Annotated in this window: 21 protein-coding genes; 18 read left to right on the forward strand and 3 right to left on the reverse strand. The window is 71.0% G+C overall.

Going from position 1 to position 21796, the window contains the following annotated elements; all coding sequences use genetic code 11:
* Window positions 1-61 precede the first annotated feature (61 nt).
* From infC to pheT, 10 genes are all read left to right on the forward strand, one after another.
* Complete coding sequence (gene infC, locus ACFVN5_RS19445) at window positions 62-688, forward strand: translation initiation factor IF-3 (RefSeq protein ID WP_376957560.1); 627 nt, start codon at window positions 62-64, stop codon at window positions 686-688.
* A 49-nt stretch (window positions 689-737) separates the two neighbouring features.
* Window positions 738-932, forward strand: a complete 195-nt coding sequence (gene rpmI / locus ACFVN5_RS19450) for a 50S ribosomal protein L35 (protein WP_148731620.1) — start codon at window positions 738-740, stop codon at window positions 930-932.
* Window positions 933-963: 31 nt separating this feature from the next.
* On the forward strand, window positions 964-1350 hold the full coding sequence (gene rplT / locus ACFVN5_RS19455; protein ID WP_148731619.1) for a 50S ribosomal protein L20: 387 nt from the start codon (window positions 964-966) through the stop codon (window positions 1348-1350).
* A 98-nt stretch (window positions 1351-1448) separates the two neighbouring features.
* Window positions 1449-2261 carry a TrmH family RNA methyltransferase gene (locus ACFVN5_RS19460; RefSeq protein WP_376957524.1) on the forward strand — a complete coding sequence of 271 codons (813 nt, stop codon included), beginning with the start codon at window positions 1449-1451 and terminating at the stop codon, window positions 2259-2261.
* Window positions 2262-2318: 57 nt separating this feature from the next.
* Entirely contained in the window at window positions 2319-3107 is a 789-nt protein-coding gene (locus tag ACFVN5_RS19465; RefSeq protein WP_376957526.1) for an amino acid ABC transporter ATP-binding protein, read from the forward strand.
* Window positions 3108-3165: 58 nt separating this feature from the next.
* Window positions 3166-4041, forward strand: a complete 876-nt coding sequence (locus ACFVN5_RS19470) for a glutamate ABC transporter substrate-binding protein (RefSeq protein WP_376957528.1) — start codon at window positions 3166-3168, stop codon at window positions 4039-4041.
* Window positions 4042-4113: 72 nt separating this feature from the next.
* A complete protein-coding gene (locus ACFVN5_RS19475; protein ID WP_376957530.1) occupies window positions 4114-4761 on the forward strand; it encodes an amino acid ABC transporter permease in 648 nt (215 codons plus the stop codon).
* Window positions 4758-5687: an amino acid ABC transporter permease gene (locus ACFVN5_RS19480; protein ID WP_376957532.1), complete on the forward strand. Its 930-nt coding sequence runs from the start codon at window positions 4758-4760 to the stop codon at window positions 5685-5687. Before ACFVN5_RS19475 ends, ACFVN5_RS19480 begins: the two co-directional genes overlap by 4 nt.
* Window positions 5688-5741: 54 nt before the next feature.
* Window positions 5742-6782: a phenylalanine--tRNA ligase subunit alpha gene (gene pheS, locus ACFVN5_RS19485; RefSeq protein WP_376957534.1), complete on the forward strand. Its 1041-nt coding sequence runs from the start codon at window positions 5742-5744 to the stop codon at window positions 6780-6782.
* Window positions 6783-6785: 3 nt separating this feature from the next.
* The gene (pheT, locus tag ACFVN5_RS19490) at window positions 6786-9332 is read left to right on the forward strand and encodes a phenylalanine--tRNA ligase subunit beta (RefSeq protein ID WP_376957536.1); all 2547 of its coding nucleotides are present in this window, start codon (window positions 6786-6788) and stop codon (window positions 9330-9332) included.
* Between the two features lie 387 nt (window positions 9333-9719).
* Here the strand turns inward: pheT and ACFVN5_RS19495 are convergent, their stop codons facing one another.
* Window positions 9720-10706, reverse strand: coding sequence for an NAD-dependent epimerase/dehydratase family protein (locus ACFVN5_RS19495; protein ID WP_376957538.1), 987 nt, complete (start codon window positions 10704-10706; stop codon window positions 9720-9722).
* 356 nt (window positions 10707-11062) lie between these two features.
* Here ACFVN5_RS19495 and argC point away from each other — a divergent pair, with 356 nt between their 5' ends.
* From argC to ACFVN5_RS19530, 7 genes are read left to right on the forward strand one after another with little or no spacing between them, the layout of a single operon-like run.
* Entirely contained in the window at window positions 11063-12106 is a 1044-nt protein-coding gene (gene argC / locus ACFVN5_RS19500) for an N-acetyl-gamma-glutamyl-phosphate reductase (RefSeq protein WP_376957540.1), read from the forward strand.
* Entirely contained in the window at window positions 12103-13254 is a 1152-nt protein-coding gene (gene argJ / locus ACFVN5_RS19505; protein WP_376957541.1) for a bifunctional glutamate N-acetyltransferase/amino-acid acetyltransferase ArgJ, read from the forward strand. Before argC ends, argJ begins: the two co-directional genes overlap by 4 nt.
* A 2-nt stretch (window positions 13255-13256) precedes the next feature.
* A complete protein-coding gene (gene argB / locus ACFVN5_RS19510; RefSeq protein WP_376957543.1) occupies window positions 13257-14234 on the forward strand; it encodes an acetylglutamate kinase in 978 nt (325 codons plus the stop codon).
* Window positions 14231-15439 carry an acetylornithine transaminase gene (locus ACFVN5_RS19515; RefSeq protein WP_376957544.1) on the forward strand — a complete coding sequence of 403 codons (1209 nt, stop codon included), beginning with the start codon at window positions 14231-14233 and terminating at the stop codon, window positions 15437-15439. The genes argB and ACFVN5_RS19515 overlap by 4 nt, the downstream gene beginning before the upstream one ends.
* Window positions 15440-15468: 29 nt before the next feature.
* The gene (gene argF / locus ACFVN5_RS19520; protein WP_376957545.1) at window positions 15469-16398 is read left to right on the forward strand and encodes an ornithine carbamoyltransferase; all 930 of its coding nucleotides are present in this window, start codon (window positions 15469-15471) and stop codon (window positions 16396-16398) included.
* Complete coding sequence (argH, locus tag ACFVN5_RS19525; protein WP_376957547.1) at window positions 16398-17882, forward strand: argininosuccinate lyase; 1485 nt, start codon at window positions 16398-16400, stop codon at window positions 17880-17882. Before argF ends, argH begins: the two co-directional genes overlap by 1 nt.
* Before the next feature lie 8 nt (window positions 17883-17890).
* Window positions 17891-18511 carry a DNA-3-methyladenine glycosylase gene (locus ACFVN5_RS19530; protein WP_376957549.1) on the forward strand — a complete coding sequence of 207 codons (621 nt, stop codon included), beginning with the start codon at window positions 17891-17893 and terminating at the stop codon, window positions 18509-18511.
* Between the two features lie 29 nt (window positions 18512-18540).
* Here ACFVN5_RS19530 and ACFVN5_RS19535 read toward each other — a convergent pair whose 3' ends face one another.
* Together ACFVN5_RS19535 and ACFVN5_RS19540 are read right to left on the reverse strand one after the other, a co-directional pair.
* Complete coding sequence (locus tag ACFVN5_RS19535) at window positions 18541-19146, reverse strand: hypothetical protein (protein WP_376957551.1); 606 nt, start codon at window positions 19144-19146, stop codon at window positions 18541-18543.
* Window positions 19147-19219: 73 nt separating this feature from the next.
* Window positions 19220-19873 carry a DNA-binding protein gene (locus ACFVN5_RS19540; RefSeq protein WP_376957553.1) on the reverse strand — a complete coding sequence of 218 codons (654 nt, stop codon included), beginning with the start codon at window positions 19871-19873 and terminating at the stop codon, window positions 19220-19222.
* A gap of 160 nt (window positions 19874-20033) precedes the next feature.
* On the opposite strand from ACFVN5_RS19540, the gene tyrS reads away from it, so the two are divergent.
* Window positions 20034-21335: a tyrosine--tRNA ligase gene (tyrS, locus tag ACFVN5_RS19545; RefSeq protein WP_376957556.1), complete on the forward strand. Its 1302-nt coding sequence runs from the start codon at window positions 20034-20036 to the stop codon at window positions 21333-21335.
* The last annotated feature ends 461 nt before the right edge of the window (window positions 21336-21796 follow it).

Raw genomic sequence — 21796 nt, forward strand, 5'->3', positions numbered from 1 at the left:
TCTCGTCGACGGGCGGCATCCGCCTCCCGTTCGAGCACAGCTTGAGTAGAGGAGAACACGCATCAGCGATCCGCGTACCAATGACCGTATCCGCGTTCCCGAGGTCCGCCTCGTGGGACCTGGCGGAGAGCAGGTCGGCGTCGTGAAGATCGAGGTGGCCCTGCGGCTCGCGCAGGAGGCCGACCTCGATCTCGTCGAGGTCGCGCCCAACTCGCGTCCGCCGGTCGTCAAGATCATGGACTACGGCAAGTACAAGTACGAGGCTGCGCAGAAGGCCAAGGAGGCTCGGCGCAACCAGGCGAACACGATCCTCAAGGAGGTCCGGTTCCGCCTCAAGATCGACAAGCACGATTACGAGACCAAGATGAAGCGCGCCGTCGGCTTCCTGAAGGCCGGCGACAAGGTCAAGGCGATGATCCTGTTCCGAGGCCGCGAGCAGTCGCGTCCCGAGATGGGCGTCCGCCTCCTGCAGCGCTTCGCGGAAGACGTGGTGGAGTTCGGCACCGTCGAGCACAACCCCACGATCGACGGCCGCAACATGGTCATGGTCATCGCTCCTCTGAAGAACAAGTCCGAGGCCAAGGCCGAGGCGAATGCACAGCGTGCTGCGGCGAAGGCGCGGCCGGCGGCGGATGCCGCGGGCGAGCCCGAGACGCAGGCGGCCGAGTCCACCGAGGACCAGGCCTAGCACCCCCGTCCGCCACCCCGGTGGCGGCAGAACCAAGGAGAAACACGAGATGCCGAAGCAGAAGACCCACTCCGGGTCCAAGAAGCGCTTCAAGATCACCGGTACCGGGAAGCTCAAGAAGCAGCAGGCCGGCATGCGCCACAACCTCGAGGGCAAGTCCTCGGTGCGCACCCGCCGCCTCAACGCGGACAAGGTCCTGTCGGCCCCCGACACCAAGGTCGTCAAGAAGCTTCTCGGCCGCTGAGCCGCGAGACCCGTAAGGAAGAAACAGAGCAATGGCAAGAGTGAAGAGGGCGGTCAACGCCCACAAGAAGCGTCGGGTCATCCTGGAGCGCGCCGAGGGCTACCGCGGTCAGCGGTCGCGCCTCTACCGCAAGGCGAAGGAGCAGGTCACCCACTCGCTCGTCTACTCCTACAACGACCGCCGCAAGAAGAAGGGCGACTTCCGTCGCCTCTGGATCCAGCGGATCAACGCGGCCTCGCGTCAGAACGGCCTCACCTACAACCGCTTCATCCAGGGCCTCGGCCTGGCGGGCATCGAGGTCGACCGTCGCATCCTCGCCGAGCTCGCCGTGAACGAGCCCGCGACCTTCGCGGCGCTCGTCGAGAGCGCCAAGCAGGCCCTCCCGGCCGACACCTCGGCCCCGAAGACCGCGGCGTAGCCACTGCTTCGGCCCTGACGGCCCGGCACCCCCGATCCCCGGGGTGCCGGGCCGTTTCGCATGTCCGCCGCGGCATCCGTCGTCCCTAGACTGGCTGCATGCTCGAGAACCCGAGGTCGCCGCGCGTCCGCGCCGTCGCGAAGCTCGCGAAGAAGCCGGCTCGCGTCGAGAGCGGGCTGTTCCTGCTCGAGGGCCCGCAGGCCGTCGCCGAGGCGCTCACCTTCCGCCCGCAGCTCGTCGTCGAGCTCTACGCCACGCCCACGGCCCTCGAGCGCTACACCGACATCGCGCAGACGGCCGTCGACGCGGGCGTCGACGTCGAGTTCGTGACCGAGGAGGTCCTCGACGCGATGGCCGACACGGTCACGCCGCAGGGCTTCGTCGCCGTCTGCCATCAGTTCCCGACCGCCGTGAAGGACGTGTTCGCGGCCGGGCCGCGCCTCATCGCGATCCTCGAGGAGGTGCGCGACCCCGGCAACGCGGGCACCATCGTCAGGGCCGCGGATGCCGCGGGCGCCGACGCCGTGGTCTTCACCGGGCGCACCGTGGACCTGTACAACCCCAAGGTCGTGCGCAGCTCGACCGGATCGATCTTCCACCTCCCGGTCGCCGTCGGCGGCCACCTCGAGGACGTGCTCGAGCGCGCCCGTGCCGCCGGTCTCACGGTGCTCGCCGCCGACGTGAAGGGCGAGGACCTCCTGGCCGCCCGCACCGAGGGCGTGCTCGAGCGTCCGACGGCGTGGCTCTTCGGCAACGAGGCGCACGGGCTGCCCGAGGAGCAGCTCGCGCTCGCCGACCGCGTGGTCACGGTTCCCATCTACGGACACGCCGAATCGATGAACCTCGCGACCGCGGCATCCGTGTGCCTGTATGAGAGCGCGTTCGCGCAGCGCAGCGCGCATCACGAATAGGTAACCACCGGCGTCGCCCCTTTGTGGCCCCTCCGCGAGGGGCCCTAGTTTGGGGGGATGGAGCCAACCCAGCAGGCGCCCGCGACGTCGAACATCTCGGTGCGCCGCGGCGAACCCCTCGTGGTCGTCGAGCACGTCGAGAAGCACTTCGGCGATCTGCACGTGCTGAACGACATCAACACCGTCGTCAACCGCGGCGAGGTCGTCGTCGTCATCGGGCCGAGCGGCTCCGGCAAGTCGACGCTGTGCCGGGCGATCAACCGCCTCGAGACCATCGACTCCGGGTCGATCACCATCGACGGCGAGCGGCTGCCAGAGGAGGGCGCCGCGCTCGCGAAGCTGCGGGCCGACGTCGGCATGGTGTTCCAGTCGTTCAACCTCTTCGCGCACAAGAGCGTGCTCGAGAACGTGACGCTGGCGCCGGTCCGGGTGAAGCGGATGTCCCGCAAGGACGCCGAGGCGCGCGCCATGGAGCTGCTCGAGCGCGTGGGGGTCGCGAACCAGGCGAAGAAGCTGCCCGCACAGCTCTCGGGCGGCCAGCAGCAGCGCGTCGCGATCGCCCGGTCGCTCGCCATGAACCCGAAGCTCATCCTCATGGACGAGCCGACGAGCGCGCTCGACCCCGAGATGATCAACGAGGTGCTCGACGTCATGGTCGGGCTGGCCGAGCAGGGCATGACGATGATCGTCGTCACCCACGAGATGGGCTTCGCCCGTCGGGCGGCCGACCGCGTGCTGTTCATGGCCGACGGGCGCATCGTCGAGGAGGCGACGCCCGCGCAGTTCTTCGACCACCCGCAGACCGACCGCGCGAAGGACTTCCTCTCGAAGATCCTCGAGCACTGAGAAGCCTGCGCTGCCACGAGCGGCGAGGGAACACCCATACGAGAAGAGGCAGAGACACATGAAACGGATGAGATTCGCACTCGTCGCGGCGGGCGCCGCGACGGCCCTCGCCCTCGCGGGCTGCGCCGGAGGCGGCGACTCCGGCGGTGAGGCCGAGGAGACGCCCACGGCCGCCCCCACGTTCGAGGCCGGCACGACCATGGCGGAGCTGTCCGACGCGGGCAAGATCACGATCGGCACCAAGTTCGACCAGCCGCTGTTCGGCCTCGTCGGACCGTCGGGCGAGCCCGAGGGCTTCGACGTCGAGATCGGCAAGATCATCGCGTCCGAGCTCGGCATCTCCGAGGACAACATCGAGTGGGTCGAGACCGTGTCGGCCAACCGCGAGCCGTTCATCCAGAACGGCCAGGTGGACATCGTCATCGCGACGTACACGATCAACGACAAGCGCAAGGAGGTCGTCTCCTTCGCGGGTCCGTACTACATGGCCGGACAGTCGATCCTCGTGCTCGCCGACAACGACGACATCGAGAGCGAAGACGACCTCGTGGGCCAGCCGGTCTGCTCGGTGACGGGCTCGACGCCCGCCGCGAAGCTCGCCGAGATCGGCGCCGACCCGGTGCTCACCGACACGTACTCGAACTGCCTCGAGCCGCTGCGCAGCGGCCAGGTGGTCGCCGTGTCGACCGACAACGTGATCCTCGCGGGCCTCGCGGCCCAGAACGAGGGCGAGTTCAAGGTCGTGGGCAAGCCCTTCACCGAGGAGCCCTACGGCATCGGCCTCGCGCTCGAGGACACCGAGTTCCGCATGTGGATCAACGACGTGCTCGAGAAGGCCGAGGAGGACGGCCGCTACGAGGAGGCGTGGAACGAGACGGCCGGCACGGTGCTACCGTTCGTCGACCCGCCTGCTGTCGACCGCTACGAGAACTGACCGATGGATGACCCGGGCCGGGCCTGAACGGCCGGCCCGGGTCCATCCGCACCGCACGGGCGAAGGGAATCCGTGGACGCCGTCATCGACAACCTGCCGACCTACCTGAACGGGTTCGGCACGACCGTCCTGCTCCTGATCGTGAGCGGGCTCTCGGCGCTCGTGATCGGCACCGTCGTGGCGGCGATGCGCATCTCGCCGGTCGCGACCCTGCGGGTCGTCGCGACGGTCTACACCGAGATCGTGCGCAACACGCCCCTGACGCTCGTGCTGATCTTCTGCGCGCTGGTGCTGCCGTACCTGGGCTCGCGACTGCCGTACCTCATCACGGCGATCATCGCGCTGTCGGTCTACACGTCGCCGTTCGTCGCCGAGGCGCTGCGCTCCGGCATCAACGGCGTCCCGGTCGGCCAGGCCGAGGCCGCCCGCAGCGTCGGCCTCGGATTCCGGCAGACCGTCTCGCTGGTCATCTTCCCCCAGGCGTTCCGGATGACCATCCCGCCCCTCATCAACGTCTTCATCGCCCTCACCAAGAACACGTCCGTCGCCGGTGGGTTCTTCGTCGTCGAGCTGTTCGCCGTCGGCAAGCAGCTCGCGAACGACAACGGCGACGCCGTCATCCCGATCCTGCTCGGAGTGGCGACCTTCTACCTCATCATCACGGTTCCGCTCGGCTTGCTCGCGGTCCAACTCGAGCGGAAGTGGGTGGTGCAGCGATGAGCAACGCCAACGTGCTGTTCGACGCGCCTGGCCCCCGCGCCAAGGTGCTCTCGCGCACGCTCTCCGTCATCACGGCGCTGCTCGTGGCCGGCGGGCTGCTCTGGATGTTCCTGGTGCTGAACGCCCCCAAGGAGTCCGGCGGGATCACCCTGCCGGGCATGTTCGACGAGTCGCGCTGGGACGTCTTCGCGGACCCCGAGGTCTGGGGCTTCATCTGGCAGGGCGTCCTGAACACCCTGCGAGCCGCGCTCGTCGCGTCCGTGCTCGCGGTCGCGCTCGGCGTCGTGCTCTCGCTCCTGCGGAGCGCCCGGAACCCGTGGATCCGGATCCCGACGGCCGTCGTCATCGAGTTCTTCCGCGGCATGCCGGTCCTGCTGATGATGCTGTTCATCCTGCTGGTGTTCGCGACGGGCGACTACTGGGCGGTCGTGGCGGCGCTCGCCATCTACAACGGCGCGCTTATTGGCGAGGCCCTTCGAGCCGGCCTGGCCGCGCTGCCGCGCGGGCAGCGGGAGGCGGCGCTCAGCCTCGGCATGCGCCAGCTGCAGTCGAAGATGCTCGTGGAGTTCCCGCAGGCCTTCCGGCAGATGCTGCCGATCATCGTCGCCCAGCTGGTCGTGCTCCTGAAGGACACGTCGCTCGGCTTCATCGTGGGCTACCCCGAACTGCTGCGCACGACGATGAACAACCTCTCGAGCTTCTTCGGCAACCGCTACCTCTTCCCGCTGTGGCTCATCACGTTCCTCATCTACCTCGTGATGAACCTCAGCCTGTCGTGGTTCGCCCGCTGGCTTGCCCGGCGCGGCGACCGCCGCTACCGCACGGGGGCCAAGCGCGGCGGACCCGCACCCGAGGATCCGAACCAGGGGATGCTGCTCACCGAGGCGCGTGCCGAGGCACGCGGCACCGGCGGGGGCCCTCCCTGATCCGGCCGCGGCCGGGCCGGAACCGCGCGTGCCCGCCCGCTAGACTCGTTCCTTGTGTCCGAGCCCCGTGAAATCACCGAGCAGGCCGTCCAGGCGGCCGTCGACGCCGCACTCGCGGCGATCGCCGCGGCGGGCGACTCCGCCGCGCTGAAGCAGGTCCGCACCGAGCACACGGGGGAGAAGTCGACCCTCGCGCAGCTCAACGCCGAGCTCCGCAACGTGCCGAACGACCAGAAGGCCGCCCTCGGCAAGCTGGTGGGCGGCGCGCGCGGTCGCGTGAACCAGGCGTTCGCGGTGCGCGAGGCCGAGATCCTCGAGGCCGAGGCGGCCGCCCAGCTCGAGGCGGAGACCGTCGACGTCACGGCGCTGCCGTCGCGGTACACGGCCGGCGCGCGGCATCCGCTCGCCCTGCTGCAAGACCGAGTGTGCGACGTCTTCACCGGCATGGGGTGGGAGATCGCCGAGGGCCCTGAGGTCGAGAGCGAGTGGTTCAACTTCGACGCGCTGAACTTCGACGCCGACCACCCGGCGCGCGCCATGCAGGACACGTTCTTCGTCGACCCGCCCGAGGCGCACCTCGTGCTGCGCACGCACACGAGCCCGGTGCAGGTGCGCTCGATGCTCGAGCGCGAGGTGCCGATCTACGTGCTCGCGCCGGGACGTGTGTACCGCACCGACGAGTTCGACGCCACGCACCTGCCCGTCTTCATGCAGTTCGAGGGCCTCGCCGTCGACAAGGGCCTCACCATGGCGCACCTGCGCGGCACCCTCGACCACTTCGTCAAGTCGATCTTCGGCGAGGAGGCGAAGGTGCGCCTGCGACCGAGCTTCTTCCCCTTCACCGAGCCGAGCGCCGAGCTCGACTTCTGGCACCCGACCTTCAAGGACGGGCCGCGCTGGATCGAGTGGGGCGGGTGCGGCATGGTGCACCCCAACGTGCTCAAGGCCGCGGGCATCGATCCCGAGGTCTACACGGGCTTCGCGTTCGGCATGGGGATCGAGCGCGGGCTCATGCTCCGCAACGGCGTGCAGGACATGCGCGAGATGGTCGAGGGAGACGTCCGGTTCTCCCAGCAGTTCGGAATGGTGGTCTGACCGATGCGAGTGCCCCTCAGCTGGCTCGCCGAATACGTCGAGCTCGTGCCGGGTTCGACGCCCGAAGACGTGCACGCCGCCCTCGTGCAGGTCGGCCTCGAGGAGGAGGACGTGCACACGTTCGAGCTCGAGGGCCCGATCGTCGTGGGCGAGGTCCTCGAGTTCACCGAGGAGCCGCAGTCCAACGGCAAGACGATCCGCTGGTGCCAGGTGCGCGTCGCGCCCGACGGCGAGACGGCGGCCGACGGCGGCGACGCGGTGCACGGCATCGTGTGCGGCGCCCGCAACTTCTTCGTCGGCGACAAGGTCGTGGTGACGCTGCCGGGTGCGGTGCTGCCCGGCCCGTTCCCGATCGCGGCGCGCAAGACCTACGGGCACGTGTCCGACGGCATGATCGCCTCGGCGCGCGAGCTCGGCCTCGGCGACGACCACGAGGGCATCCTGCGCCTGTCGACCATCGGCATCGACGCGCCCGTCGGCACCGACGCCATCGAGCTGCTCGGCCTGAACGACGCCGCCGTCGAGATCAACGTGACGCCCGACCGCGGCTACGCGTTCTCCATCCGCGGCGTCGCCCGCGAATACGCGCACGCGACCGGCGCCCGCTACCGCGACCCGGTCGAGCTGTCGAGCCCGGCGGGGGTCCCCGAGCCGGCCGAAGGTGCCTCCGGCGACGTGTTCCCCGTCGAGATCCGCGACGAGGCGCCCATCCGCGGCCGCGTCGGCTCCTCGGTGTTCGCGACGCGCATCGTGCGCGACGTGGACCCCGCCCGGCCCACCCCGGCATGGATGATCGCGCGGCTGAAGCTCGCCGGCATCCGCTCGCTCTCGGTGCTCGTCGACATCACGAACTACGTCATGCTCGAGCTCGGCCAGCCGATCCACGGCTACGACCTCGACCGCCTGCAGGGCGGGATCGTCGTGCGCCGCGCGACGCCGGGCGAGACGATCACGACGCTCGACGGCAAGGAGCGCCGGCTCGACCCCGAGGACCTCCTCATCACCGACGACCGCGGCGCCATCGGCATCGCCGGCGTCATGGGCGGCGCCGACACCGAGATGTCGGATGCCACGCGCAACGTGCTCATCGAGGCCGCGAACTTCGACCCGGTGTCGATCGCGCGCTCGGCGCGGCGCCACAAGCTCCCGAGCGAGGCGTCCAAGCGGTTCGAGCGCGGCGTGGACCCGCAGATCGCCGCCGCGGCGGCGACGCGCGTCGCGCAGCTCATGGTCGACCTCGCGGGCGGCACCGCCGACGCCGGCGGCTCGCTCATCCACGAGGCGCCCGAGCGCGAGGCGATCCTGCTGCCCGACGGCTACGTGACCGAGCTCATCGGCGTCGAGTACACCGACGAGGAGGTGCACGACGCGCTCGCAGAGATCGGCGGGGCGATCACGCGCACCTCCGACGGGTTCGAGGTCGTGCCGCCGTCGTGGCGCCCCGACCTCACCGGCAAGGCCGACCTCGCCGAGGAGGTGGCGCGCCTCGCCGGGTACCACCGCATCCCGTCGGTGCTGCCCGTCGCCCCGCCCGGGCGCGGCCTCACGCGCTCGCAGCGCATCCGCCGCCGGGTCGCCGACGCCCTCGCCGCGGCCGGGTCCACCGAGGTGCTCTCGTTCCCCTTCGCGACCGAGGACGAGAACGCGCTGTTCGGCAGCGCCGACGGCTCCGCCGTGGCATCCGTGAAGCTCGCGAACGCGCTCGACGCCTCGACGGCGCTCATGCGGCGCTCGCTGCTGCCGGGGCTCATCGCCGCCGCCAAGCGCAACCGCTCGCGCGGGCTCGTCGACGTCTCGCTGTTCGAGCTCGGACTCGTGTTCCTGCCCGAAGCGGGCGTCACCTACGGCAGCGCCGAGCTGCCGGTCGGCGACCGTCGTCCGACCGAGGCGGAGCTCCAGGCGCTGCAGGCGGGCATCCCGCCGCAGCCACGGCACATCGGCGCGCTCCTCGTGGGCGACGTCGTGACGAAGCAGCCCGGTCAGGCCGCGGTCCCCGCCGGCGTAGTGGACGCGCTCGACGTCGTGCGCCAGGTCGCGCTCGCGGTCGGCGCCGAGATCGAGGTGGCGCAGGGCTCGCACCAGGCGCTCCACCCGGGTCGCACCGCTGAGCTGCGCGTGGCCGGACGGTCGGTCGGGTTTGCAGGCGAGCTGCTGCCGTCGGTCGCCGAGGAGAACGACCTGCCGCGCGTCGTCGCCGTCGTCGAGCTCGACCTCGACGCGGTCATCGCGCTCACCGAGCCGGGTCTCGAGGCGGGGCAGATCGGCACGTACCCGGCGGCGACGCAGGACCTCTCGCTCCTCGTCGACGCGGACGTGCCCGCATCGGCCGTGGCGGGTGCGGTCCGCGAGGGCGCAGGCGGGCTGCTCGAGGAGTTGCACCTCGTCGACGACTACCGCGGTGCCGGGGTGCCCGACGGGTCGAAGAGCCTGACGTTCGCGCTGCGGTTCCGCGCTGACGACCGCACGCTCACGGCCGCCGAGGCGAGCGAGGCGAAGCTCGCGGGCGCAGCGGTCGCGCGAGAGCGCACGGGCGCCGCGATCCGGGAGTAGCGGGCGGGCGGCGCCTGCACGCCCGCGGTTGCTCGCAGCAGCCCCGGGAGAGCTCGCAGCAGCCCCGGGAGAGTACGTCTCCGCAGAATCGGTGGATTCGTCGACCTGTCGATGAGACGACTTGTCGACTCGTCGACTTGTCGACTTGTCGACTTGTCGACTTGTCGACTTGTCGAGGAGTTGATTTGTCGCCCGGTTCATTTGTCGCTGAGTTGACGGGTTCACCGATTCTGCGGAGGGGAACTCCCATCCCTGCCGATGAGGCCCTGCGACCACCGGCCGTCCAGATGATCGGGAGGATGTCGGCGCGCCGACGATCCAAGACGGCGAGACCAGGCGCGTCAAGGCGAGCGAGGGGAAGTGCGCTGCGCTCCTCGACCCCCGGGCTCAGGCTCCGTGGCGGTCGATCAGCCGGTCGAACGCGGCATCCAGCTCGGGGTCGACCTCGCGACGCGACGCGTCGGCGTCGTGCCAGTCCACGATCTCCTGCGCGCCGCGCCAGAACGGGATGACGGCACGGTACTCGGGCACGAGTGACCTCACCTTCGCGTTGTCGAAGACCACGGAGTGAGCCTTGTCGCCGACGAGACCTGGGCCCTCGTCGGGGAGCTCGCGAGCGATCGCCTCGCTCGCGATGTGCACCGGCCGGAACTCCGCGCCGGCCGCGCGAGCGAGCACCGCGCCGATCTGGTCCCAGGTGAGCGCCTCGTCCGACGTGATGTGGAACGCCTCGCCGACGGCCCGCTCGTTGCCGAGCAGGCCGGTGAAGGCCACCGCGAAGTCCCGCGTGTGCGTCAGCGTCCAGAGGCTGGTGCCGTCGCCCTGCACGACGACCGGCTTCCCGCGGCGCATCCGGTCGATCGCCGTCCAGCCGCCGAGGAGCGGCACGAGGGTCGCGTCGTAGGTGTGCGAGGGGCGGATGATGGTGGCCGGGAAGCCGCGTTCGCGGTAGGCCGCGACGAGCAGGTCCTCGCTCGCGATCTTGTCGCGCGAGTACTGCCAGTAGGGGTTGCGCAGCGGTGTCGACTCGGTGATGGGCAGGTGCCCGATCGGCTTCTGGTACGCGGATGCCGAGGAGATGTAGACGTACTGGCGGCAGCGCCCCTCGAACAGCTCGAGGTCGCGAGCGACTTGGTCGGGCGTGAACGAGCGGAAGTTCGCGACGACGTCGAACGTCTCGCCTCCGATCGCGGCGGCGATCGATGCGGGGTCGCCGGCATCGCCCGTGAGGTGCCGCACGCCCTCGATGCGCGGCCGCGTCGTGCTCGTGCCGCGGTTGAGCAGGGTGAGCTCGTCGCCGCGGGCGATCACGCGCGCGCTCGACGCCGAGCTGATGATGCCGTTGCCGCCGATGAACAGCACGCGCAGGGACATGGGTCCTCCTCGTCCGACGAGACCGACGACGCCGACGCGGTCGTCGACCCGAGCCTAGGCGAGTCTCAGCTGCAGCACGGTCGGTGATCGTCCAATCGGCGCCGCGGGCCGGCGGTGCCGGTGCGCGTCACCCGATGACGCGTCGAATTGCCTCGACGCGGGGCCGCTCGATAGGGTCGTGGGCATGTCCACCACTCGGATCGACCGCTCCACACGCCTCGCGCGTGGCGTCGAGCGCGGCCTCCGACGTCGTGGCGTCCGCCGAATCCCGGCGACCCCTGCAGCGGCCTGAGCGGCCGGTCTCGCGGGGCGTCGCCGGACCATCGCCCCGACCCCGCAGACCCTAAGGTGGATTCATGACGTACTCCGTCGCCGTTTCCGGCGCGTCCGGCTATGCCGGAGGGGAGATCCTCCGTCTCCTCGCCGATCACCCCGACTTCGAAGTGCGCACCGTCACGGCGCACGCGAACGCCGGCCAGCCGCTCGTCGCGGTGCAGCCGCACCTCCGTGCGTACACGCACCTGACGCTCCAGGCGACGAGCGCCGAGACGCTCGCCGGCCATGACGTCGTCTTCCTCGCGCTTCCGCACGGGGCATCCGGTGCGATCGCTGCAGAACTGCCGGACTCGACGCTCGTCATCGACTGCGGCGCCGACCACCGGCTCGAGCGCGAGTCCGACTGGGCGGCCTTCTACGGCGGCGACCACCACGGCGCCTGGAGTTACGGCGTCCCCGAGCTGCCGCGGCTGTCGGGCACGCAGCGCGACCGCCTCGCGCGTGCCCGCCGCATCGCGGCCCCCGGCTGCAACGCGTCGACCGTCGCACTCTCGCTCGCCCCCGGCATTCGCGCGGGCGTCATCGAGGACCGCGACCTCGTGTCGGTGCTCGCGGTCGGCCCCTCCGGCGCCGGCAAGAGCCTCAAGGCGCACTTGCTCGCGAGCGAGATCCTCGGCTCCGCGAACCCGTACTCCGTCGGCGGCGTGCACCGGCACATCCCAGAGATCGCGCAGGCGCTCCGCTGGGCGGGCGCGTCCGAGCCCACCATCTCGTTCACGCCCGTGCTCGTGCCGATGTCCCGCGGCATCCTCGCTACGTCGACCGCGCGCATCGTGCCCGGCACGGATGCCGCGACGGTGCGTGCGGCGTGGGAGGACGCGTACGCCGGCGAGCAGTTCGTGCAGCTCCTCCCGCCCGGGCAGTTCCCGCGCACGGCCGACGTGCTCGGTGCGAACACGGCCCTACTCGGGCTCGCGGTCGACGAGGCCGCCGGACGCGTGGTCGTCGTCGCGGCCGTCGACAACCTCGTCAAGGGCACCGCGGGCGCCGCGATCCAGTCGGCCAACATCGCCCTCGGCATCACCGAGTCGACCGGCCTCCCCGTGAACGGAGTCGCACCGTGACCGTCACCGCACCCGCCGGCTTCGAGGCCGCGGGCATCGCCGCCGGCATCAAGCGCTCGGGCGCCCTCGACCTCGCCGTGATCGTGAACCGCGGACCGTCCAACGCGGCCGCGGCGGTCTTCACGTCGAATCGCGCGAAGGCCAACCCCATCCTGTGGTCCGAGCAGGCGATCGTCGACGGGCAGGTCGCCGCGATCGTGCTGAACTCCGGCGGCGCGAACTGCTTCACCGGCCCCGAAGGCTTCCAGGTCACGCACCGCACCGCCGAGGCGGCGGGCGCCGCGCTGGGCGTCTCGTCGGGCGACGTGCTCGTCTGCTCCACGGGGCTCATCGGCGAGCAGCTCGACGGCGAGGTCGTCGAGGAGGGCGTGCTCTCGGCGATCGCCCGGCTCACCGCGGAGGGCGGCGAGGACGCGGCGCGCGCCATCATGACGACCGACACGACGCCCAAGACCGTGGTGGTCGAGGGCGACGGATGGCGCGTCGGCGGCATCGCGAAGGGCGCGGGCATGCTCGCGCCGGGGCTTGCGACGATGCTCGTCGTGCTCACCACCGACGCGGTCGTGCCGGCCGCCCGCCTCGACGAGGCGCTGCGCGCCGCGACCCGCGTGACCTTCGACCGGCTCGACTCCGACGGCTGCATGTCGACGAACGACCAGGTCACGCTCCTGGCATCCGGGGCGTCGGGCGTGACGCCCGAACCTGCCGCGTTCGCCGAGGCGGTGACCGAGGCGTGCCGGTCGCTCGCCCTCCAGCTGCAGGCCGACGCCGAGGGCGCGAGCCACGACATCGCGATCCAGGTGCACGGGGCCGTGACCGAGGACGACGCGGTCGAGGTGGGCCGCTCCGTCGCCCGCAACAACCTGTTCAAGGCGGCGATCTTCGGCAACGACCCGAACTGGGGCCGCGTGCTCGCCGCGATCGGCACGACGCAGGCGCCGTTCGACCCCTACCTCGTCGACGTGTCGATGAACGGCGTCCGGGTCTGTCACGCCGGTCGGCCCGATGCGCCGCGCGAGCAGGTCGACCTCACGCCGCGCGCGACGCACGTGCTGATCGAGCTGCATGCCGGCGAGGCATCCGCCACCATCTGGACCAACGACCTCACGCACGACTACGTGCACGAGAACAGCGCCTACGCGAGCTGAGCATGACCGACCCTTCGACGAGCTCAGGGACCAACCCTTCGACACGCTCGGTGACCGACCCTTCGACGAGCTCAGGGACCGAGGTCCCCGACGACACCCTCGACGCTGACAGCGCCCACGCCAAGGCGCAGGTGCTCATCGACTCGCTGCCGTGGCTGCAGCGGTTCCACGGCGAGACCATCGTCGTGAAGTTCGGCGGCAACGCGATGGTGAGCCCCGAGCTCCAGCGCGCGTTCGCCGAGGACATGGTGTACCTGCGGTACGCGGGCATCAAGCCCGTGGTCGTGCACGGCGGCGGGCCGCAGATCTCGTCGATGCTCTCGCGGCTGGGCATCGAGAGCGAGTTCCGCGGCGGCTACCGGGTGACCACGCCCGAGGCCATGGACGTCGTGCGCATGGTGCTCTCGGGACAGGTGAATCGCGAGCTGGTCTCGCTCATCAACCGGCACGGCCCCCTCGCGGCGGGCCTCTCCGGCGAGGACGCCGGCCTGTTCACCGGACGCCGGCGCGGCGCGGTCGTGGACGGCGCCGAGGTCGACCTCGGGCTCGTGGGCGACGTCGTCGCGGTCGACTCCGCGGCCGTGCACGCGCAGCTCGACGCCGGACGCATCCCGGTCGTGTCGTCGATCGCACCCGACGCCGCGAATCCCGGCCAGTCGCTCAACGTGAACGCCGACTCCGCCGCGGCATCCCTCGCGGTCGCCCTCGGCGCGGCGAAGCTGGTGATCCTCACCGACGTGGCCGGCCTCTACCGCGACTGGCCGAACCGCGACTCGCTCGTGTCGGTCATCGACGTCCAGGAGCTCATCGCGCTCCTGCCGCACCTCGAGTCGGGCATGATCCCGAAGATGACCGCGTGCCTCGAGGCCGTCGAGGGCGGGGTCGCGAAGGCGGCCATCATCGACGGACGCATCCCGCATTCGATCCTGCTCGAGGTGTTCACCCAGTCGGGCATCGGCACGGAGGTGGTGCCCGCATGACCGACATCGAGGTGCTCGACGACTGGCAGGGCCGCTTCGACCGGCGCATCATGCGCTCGATCGGCATGCCGCTCGCGAAGCTCGACCATGGGAAGGGCGCTCGCGTCTGGGACGACACGGGGCACGAGTACCTCGACTTCCTCGCGGGCATCGCCGTGAACTCGCTGGGCCACGCGCATCCCGTGTTCGTCGAGGCGGTCACCGCGCAGGCGTCGCGGCTCGCCCACGTATCCAATTACTTCACGACCGAGCCCGCCCTCGAGCTCGCCGAGCGCCTCATCCGGCTCGCCGGCGCGGGGGAGCACGGCCGCGCCTGGTTCGGCAACTCCGGCGCCGAGGCGAACGAGGCCGCGTTCAAGCTCGCACGGCTCAACAACTCGGGCGGCGCCCGCTCGCGAGTCGTGGCGCTCGTCGACGGCTTCCACGGCCGCACCATGGGCTCGCTCGCGCTCACCGGCAAGCCGCACATGCGGGAGGCGTTCGAGCCGCTGCCGGGCGGCGTCGAGCACATTCCCGCGACGGTGGAGGCGCTCGAGGCGACGATCGACGAGTCGGTCGCCGCGCTGTTCGTCGAGCCGATCCAGGGCGAGGCCGGCGTGGTCGAGCTGCCCGACGGCTTCATGGAGGCCGCGCGCGAGCTCACCGCGCGGCACGGCGCGCTCCTCGTCGTCGACGAAATTCAGACGGGGGCGGGACGAACCGGCCAGTGGTTCGGGTTCCAGCACGCCGGCATCACGCCCGACGCGATCACGGTCGCGAAGGGCATCGGCGGCGGCTTCCCGATCGGCGGCCTCGTCACGTTCGGGCGCGCCTCGTCGCTGTACTCGAAGGGCCAGCACGGCTCGACCTTCGGCGGCAATCCACTCGCCACGGCCGTCGCCAACGCCGTGCTCGACGAGATCGAGACGACCGGGCTCGTCGAGAACGCCACCGCGCGCGGGGCCCAGATCCGCGAGCGCGTCGAGGCCATGGACTCGCCGCTGGTCACGGGCACCCGCGGCCGCGGACTGTTGCTCGGCGTCGCCCTCTCCGAGCCGGTGGCCATGCCCCTCGCCGCCGAGGCGATGCGCGCCGGCCTCATCGTCAACGCCGCGAACGACTCGACCATCCGCATGGCGCCGCCGCTCAACATCGGCGACGCCGAGGTCGACGAGTTCGCCGACAAGTTCTCCCTCGCACTCGACGCCGTCGCGTCGCGTCACTGACCTCCCCGACCCGACACGAACGGAACCGCATGACCCGCCACTTCCTCCGCGACGACGACATCACGCCCGCCGAACAGGCCGAGATCCTCGACCTCGCCGAGCGGCTGAAGGCCGACCGCTGGGGCACGAAACCCCTCGCCGGGCCCCAGACCGTCGCCGTCATCTTCGACAAGTCGTCGACCCGCACGCGTGTGTCGTTCGCGGTGGGCATCGCCGACCTCGGCGGCTCCCCGCTCATCATCTCGACCGCGAACAGCCAGCTCGGCGGCAAGGAGACCCCGTCCGACACGGCCCGCGTGCTCGAGCGCATGGTGTCCGCCATCGTCTGGCGCACCTACGGGCAGGCCGGCCTGGAGGAGATGGCCGCCGGCACCACCGTCCCCGTCGTCAACGCGCTCTCCGACGACTTCCACCCGTGCCAGCTGCTCGCCGACCTGCTCACGATCCGCGAGCACAAGGGCGACCTCCCGGGCCTGATCGTCACGTTCCTCGGCGACGGCGCCTCGAACATGGCGCAGTCGTACGTGCTCGCGGGCGTGACCGCGGGCATGCACGTGCGCGTCGCCTCGCCCGAGGAGTTCGCGCCCGCGGCATCCGTCGTGGCCGATGCCGACCGCATCGCCGCCTCGACGGGTGGCTCCGTCACGCTGTACACGGATGCCGCGGAGGCGGCCTCTGGCGCCGACGTCATCGTCACCGACACCTGGGTCTCGATGGGCAAGGAGGACGAGAAGGCGCACCGCGTCGCGACCTTCGGCGCCTACCGGGTGGATCGCGAGCTCATGTCCCTCGCGGCATCCGATGCGGTGTTCATGCACTGCCTGCCCGCCGACCGCGGCTACGAGGTGACCGCCGACGTGATCGACGGCGAGCAGTCGATCATCTGGGACGAGGCGGAGAACCGCCTGCACGCCCAGAAGGCGCTGCTCGTGTGGCTGCTCGAGCGAAAGGACGCGTGATGACCGACGCACCCGGCACCGGCGGTGCGAGCGGCCCCGACGGCGGCACCGCCGAGCACGGCACGAACGAGGGGGCCCTCTGGGGCGCCCGCTTCGCCAGCGGCCCGTCGCCCGAGCTCGCGCGCCTCTCGAAGTCGACGCACTTCGACTGGCAGCTCGCGCCCTACGACCTAGCAGGCTCGCGCGCGCACGCCCGCGCGCTCGCCGCGGCGGGCTACCTGAACGACGACGAGCTGGGCACGATGCTCGCCGGCCTCGACACCCTCGAGGCTCGGGTCGCGTCGGGCGAGATCGTCGCGGCCGAGTCCGACGAGGACGTGCACGGCGCGCTCGAGGCGGCCCTCATCGGCATCGTCGGTCCCGAGCTCGGGGGCAAGCTCCGCGCCGGCCGCAGCCGCAACGACCAGATCGCGACGCTCGTGCGGCTCTACCTCAAGGACCACGCGGCCGTCATCGGCCAGCAGCTCGTGCACCTCGTCGACGCGCTCGCCTCGCAGGCCGACGCGCACCGCACCGCCGTCATGCCCGGCCGCACGCACCTCCAGCACGCGCAGCCCGTGCTGCTCGCACACCACCTGCTCGCGCATGGCTGGGCGCTGTCCCGCGACCTCGAACGGCTCGTCGACTGGACGAAGCGCGCCGACGTGTCGCCCTACGGCGGGGGAGCGCTCGCCGGGTCCACGCTCGGCCTCGACGCGGCATCCGTCGCCCGCGACCTCGGCCTGGCGGCGCCGGCCGAGAACTCGATCGACGGCACCGCGAGCCGCGACGTCGTCGCCGAGTTCGCGTTCGTCGCGGCGATGATCGGCATCGACCTCTCGCGCATCGCCGAGGAGGTCATCCTCTGGAACACGCGCGAGTTCGGCTTCGTCACGCTCGACGACGGCTACTCGACCGGCTCGTCGATCATGCCGCAGAAGAAGAACCCCGACATCGCCGAGCTCGCGCGCGGCAAGTCGGGCCGCCTCATCGGCAACCTCACGGGCCTCCTCGCCACCCTCAAGGCGCTGCCGCTCGCGTACAACCGCGACCTGCAGGAGGACAAGGAGCCGGTGTTCGACTCGGTCGAGACGCTCGAGGTGCTCCTGCCCGCCTGCACGGGCATGATCGCGACGCTCGAGTTCCACACCGACCGCATGGCCGAGCTCGCGCCCGCCGGCTTCTCGCTGGCGACGGATGTCGCGGAGTGGCTCGTGAAGCGCCATGTGCCGTTCCGCGACGCTCACGAGATCACCGGGGCACTCGTGCGCTACGCGGAGGAGCACGACCTCGAGCTCGACGCCGTCGACGACGCCGCGCTCGCGGCGATCTCGCCGCACCTGACGCCCGACGTGCGCGAGGTGCTGACCGTCGAGGGCTCGGTCGCGAGCCGCGACGGCATCGGCGGCACGGCGCCCGTGCGGGTGGACGAGCAGTTCCCCCGGCTCACCGACCGCGTGCGGCACCTCGTCGCCGGCCTGCCGGCCACAGGGCGCGGTCGCTGAGCGAGCGGATGTCGGACGCCCTCGTCGCCGTCGGACGCGACTGGTTCGCGCGCGACTCCGTCGAGCTCGCGCCGCTCCTGCTCGGGGCGGTCCTCGCGCACGACACCGAGGAGGGCCGCGTCGCCATCCGCCTCTCCGAGGTCGAGGCGTATCGCGGCGTCGGCGAGGACCCCGGCTCGCACGCGTTCCGCGGGATGACCCGGCGCAACGCGGTGATGTTCGGCGAGGCCGCGCACCTCTACGCGTACTTCACGTACGGCATGCACACGTGCCTCAACGTCGTCGCGGGGCATCCGGGGTCGTCGTCGGCCGTGCTGCTGCGCGGGGCCACGGTGGTCGAGGGGATCGAGCTCGCGCGGCTGCGGCGGCCCGGGGCATCCGACCGCGACCTGGCTCGTGGACCGGCCCGGCTCGCGGTCGCGCTCGGCGTGCCGCTGTCGGCGAGCGGCGACGACCTGCTCGCGCCGCCCTACGCGCTCGCGGTGCCGACGCAGCCGCAGCCGTTCGAGTCGGGCCCGCGCACGGGCGTGAGCGGCGCCGGCGGGGGAGCGGCGTTCCCGTGGCGATTCTGGATTCCCGGGGAGCCGGGCGTCTCGCCGTACCGGCGGCACGCCCGCTCCGACGACTGACGCCGCGGAGCGTTCCGCCGCCGAACGGCTCAGCGCAGCGCGAGGTGCACGACGAGTGCGGCCGCGCACGCCCAGATGAGGCTCGCGAACGTGCCGATGATGAACCGCTCGCGCGCCTCGGGCGCCTCGAGCTCGGTGAACCGGCCGACGCCCTTCACGGCGACGACGATCGCGAGGCCCTCGGGGAACCCGGCGATGATGGTGCCCGCGGTCGCGATGCGCTCGAGGATGCCGATCGTGAGTCCCCCTCGGAGCACCTCGCGGCGCGCTCCCGTCGTCACGCCCTGGCGCTGCTCCGCGGGGGTCGGCCGCTCGGCGACGATGATGCCGCCGTGGATGCCGGGCGCCACCGTGCCGCCCATCGCGAGGTTCAGGGCCGTGGCCGCGGCGGGGCTGCCGCCGAACACGGCCGCCGTGAACGCGAGGATCGTCACGAGCGGCCCGAACCCGGTGCGCCCGGTCGGCTCGGAGATCGAGGCGGCCGCGAGCAGTGCGACGCCGAGCGCGCCCGCGGCGAACCACACGAACGCGGGCCGCGGACGTAGGAACGCGAGCACCGAGAGGGCCGTCGCCGCCGTGAGGAACAGCAGGAGCGCCGACCAGGAGATGGCATCGGCGACGGCGACGAGGTTCACGGTGCTCCTTCCGAGCGGCGACCGGGAGGCCGCGGCTTCGAGCAGTGTAGCGAGGCACCGCCGGATGCCGCGGTCACTCCGCCGCGGCGGTTCCCGATTCGCCGGCGAGGTCGGTGGGGAGGCCGGAATCGAGCTCGGCGTCGAGCTCGGCGAGCAGCCGCTCGAGGACGGGACGCGCCTCCTCCTCGGCCCGCCACATGGCGGCCTTCAGGCGGGCGCTCACCGCGGCCGGGCTCACGTCGAGGAGCGCGGCGGCCTCCTTCTGCTGGTGGCCGGCGCGCATGAGCTCGACGACCTCCCAGCCGGGCTCGGTGCGGCGCTCGCGGAGCAGCAGGAGGAGCCGGACGAGGGCCTCGAGGTCGGCGGCCGCTCGCGGGTCGCCCTCGGCCCGCAGGGCGAACCGGCCGTCGGCGCGCTTCGCGGTGCCGACCGCCTCGCGCGCCGCGATGAACGCCGAGCCGGAGGCCTTGCGGGCGGCGTCGGGGAGGGGCATCCGGATGGCGCCCACGCCGAGCCCGACGCTCCATCGGCCGGTGCGGGTGGCGTCGAGCACGATCGCGAGGGCCGTAGCGGCGGAGCGGGTGACGAGCTGAATCTCGTCGCCGGCGGTCTGGTCGGCCGGGAGCACGAGCTGGTCGCCGTACCGCTCGGTGAGCACTTGCACGAGCGCGCCGGTGCGATCGGCGTCGCGTCGGCTGGCCACCTGGTCGGCGGTGATGACGAACACTTCAGGCCTCCTCTCGACGGCCTTCAGGTCGCGGGCTTGAATCGGGGCGATCAATGACTCGACCTGAACTTCGTGTGATCAAGGATACAGACTTGAGAGCAGAAAATCAAAGATGTGCCTTGAAGTCGTCGGTACCCATGCCGCTGATAGCCTTGCTGGCGTGTCAGACCCCGAGATCCTCGCTTCCCAGCAGAACGACGCCTCATTCGAAGACGTCTGGGAGGAGCTCGTCTGGCGCGGCCTCGTGCACGTCTCGACCGACCAGGCTGCGCTGAAGGAGCTCCTCGCCGGCGAGCCGATCACGTACTACTGCGGGTTCGACCCCACCGCGCCGAGCCTCCACCTCGGCAACCTGGTGCAGATCCTCACCATGCGACGCCTCCAGCTGGCCGGCCACAAGCCGCTCGGCCTCGTCGGCGGATCGACCGGCCTGATCGGCGATCCACGCCCGACCGCGGAGCGCACGCTGAACACGAAGGAGACCGTCGCCGAGTGGGTCGGCTACCTCCGCGGGCAGGTCAGCCGCTTCCTCTCAGGGGAGGGCGACAACGCCGTGCGCATGGTCAACAACCTCGACTGGACGGCCGGACTCTCCGCCATCGACTTCCTGCGCGACATCGGCAAGCACTACCGCGTGGGCACGATGCTCAAGAAGGACGCCGTCGCGTCCCGCTTGAGCTCCGACGCCGGGATCAGCTACACCGAGTTCAGCTACCAGATCCTGCAGGGGTTCGACTACCTCGAGCTCTTCCGGCTCTATGACTGTCGGCTGCAGACCGGCGGCAGTGACCAGTGGGGCAACCTCACGAGCGGCACGGACCTCATCCATCGCGTCGAGGGCGAGCACGTGCACGCGATCGGCACGCCGCTCATCACGAACTCCGACGGCACCAAGTTCGGCAAGAGCGAGGGCAACGCCATCTGGCTGGATGCCGCGATGTGCAGCCCCTACCGCTTCTACCAGTTCTGGCTCAACACCGACGACGACGACGTGATCTCGCGGCTCAAGGTGTTCACCTTCCTGAGTCGAGCGCGCATCGAGGAGCTCGCGGAGCTCGTCGAGCGCGAGCCGTTCAAGCGCGAGGCGCAGCGCGTGCTCGCACATGAGGTGACGACCCTGGTGCACGGGCCGGATGCCACGGCGGCCGTCCTCGCGGCCTCGCAGGCGCTCTTCGGCCAGGGCGACCTCACGCTGCTCGATCCCGACACGCTCGAGTCGGCGCTCCGTGAGCTGCCGAACACGACCACGTCGCCGAACGCCTCGATCGCGCAGCTGCTCGCCGACACCGGACTCGTCGCGAGCCAGAGCGAGGGCCGACGCGCGATCGCGCAGGGCGGCGTCTCGCTCGACAACGTGCGCGTCGACGACGAGACCGCGACCCTCGAGGGGCGCGTGCCCCCCGGCGGCATGGCGGTGCTCCGCCGCGGCAAGAAGACCCTCGCCGGCGTCTTCGTCGAATAGCCGACGGATGCCTCGGCCGGAGGCCCCGATCGTTCCACGCAAGTGGACCGATCGGGGCCTTCGTCGTTCTCCGGGTCGAGTGCCCGGATCCGCGGAAATCCGGGGTTCCGAGCCGCGACACGCCCGGGATGCAACGCCGAGTTGCACGACCTCTGCGATCGACGTAATGTATTCATCTGTTGCCCCACAGGAGCGAGAGAGCGGCAGGGTTCATCAGAACCACAGCCTCTCGGCCTCAAGCGGCACGAAGATCCCGAGCCTCGAAGAGCATCTCTTCGTAGAGCTCGAAGCACCCGGATCCGTCCTCATGGGATGACCGGTTGAGAACGAAACAGCTCCGACTGATCGGCCCCAAGGGTCCTGACGTCGGGTGCGTCCGTTCCTTGAGAACTCAACAGCGTGCACTATGTTCAATGCCAATTTTTGAACCCCGTCCAGGTTTTGGCCTGGTGGGATTCCTT

This window comes from Agromyces sp. NPDC057865, from assembly GCF_042796995.1.
GTDB lineage: Bacteria > Actinomycetota > Actinomycetes > Actinomycetales > Microbacteriaceae > Agromyces.

Bases quoted from the DNA above. Each gene is read 5' to 3' on its own strand.
- rpmI (WP_148731620.1), top strand. From the start codon at position 738: ATGCCGAAGCAGAAGACCCACTCCGGGTCCAAGAAGCGCTTCAAGATC.
- rplT (WP_148731619.1), top strand. From the start codon at position 964: ATGGCAAGAGTGAAGAGGGCGGTCAACGCCCACAAGAAGCGTCGGGTC.
- ACFVN5_RS19460 (WP_376957524.1), top strand. From the start codon at position 1,449: ATGCTCGAGAACCCGAGGTCGCCGCGCGTCCGCGCCGTCGCGAAGCTC.
- ACFVN5_RS19465 (WP_376957526.1), top strand. From the start codon at position 2,319: ATGGAGCCAACCCAGCAGGCGCCCGCGACGTCGAACATCTCGGTGCGC.
- ACFVN5_RS19470 (WP_376957528.1), top strand. From the start codon at position 3,166: ATGAAACGGATGAGATTCGCACTCGTCGCGGCGGGCGCCGCGACGGCC.
- ACFVN5_RS19480 (WP_376957532.1), top strand. From the start codon at position 4,758: ATGAGCAACGCCAACGTGCTGTTCGACGCGCCTGGCCCCCGCGCCAAG.
- pheT (WP_376957536.1), top strand. From the start codon at position 6,786: ATGCGAGTGCCCCTCAGCTGGCTCGCCGAATACGTCGAGCTCGTGCCG.
- ACFVN5_RS19495 (WP_376957538.1), bottom strand. From the start codon at position 10,706: ATGTCCCTGCGCGTGCTGTTCATCGGCGGCAACGGCATCATCAGCTCG.
- argC (WP_376957540.1), top strand. From the start codon at position 11,063: ATGACGTACTCCGTCGCCGTTTCCGGCGCGTCCGGCTATGCCGGAGGG.
- argB (WP_376957543.1), top strand. From the start codon at position 13,257: ATGACCGACCCTTCGACGAGCTCAGGGACCAACCCTTCGACACGCTCG.
- ACFVN5_RS19515 (WP_376957544.1), top strand. From the start codon at position 14,231: ATGACCGACATCGAGGTGCTCGACGACTGGCAGGGCCGCTTCGACCGG.
- argF (WP_376957545.1), top strand. From the start codon at position 15,469: ATGACCCGCCACTTCCTCCGCGACGACGACATCACGCCCGCCGAACAG.
- argH (WP_376957547.1), top strand. From the start codon at position 16,398: ATGACCGACGCACCCGGCACCGGCGGTGCGAGCGGCCCCGACGGCGGC.
- ACFVN5_RS19530 (WP_376957549.1), top strand. From the start codon at position 17,891: ATGTCGGACGCCCTCGTCGCCGTCGGACGCGACTGGTTCGCGCGCGAC.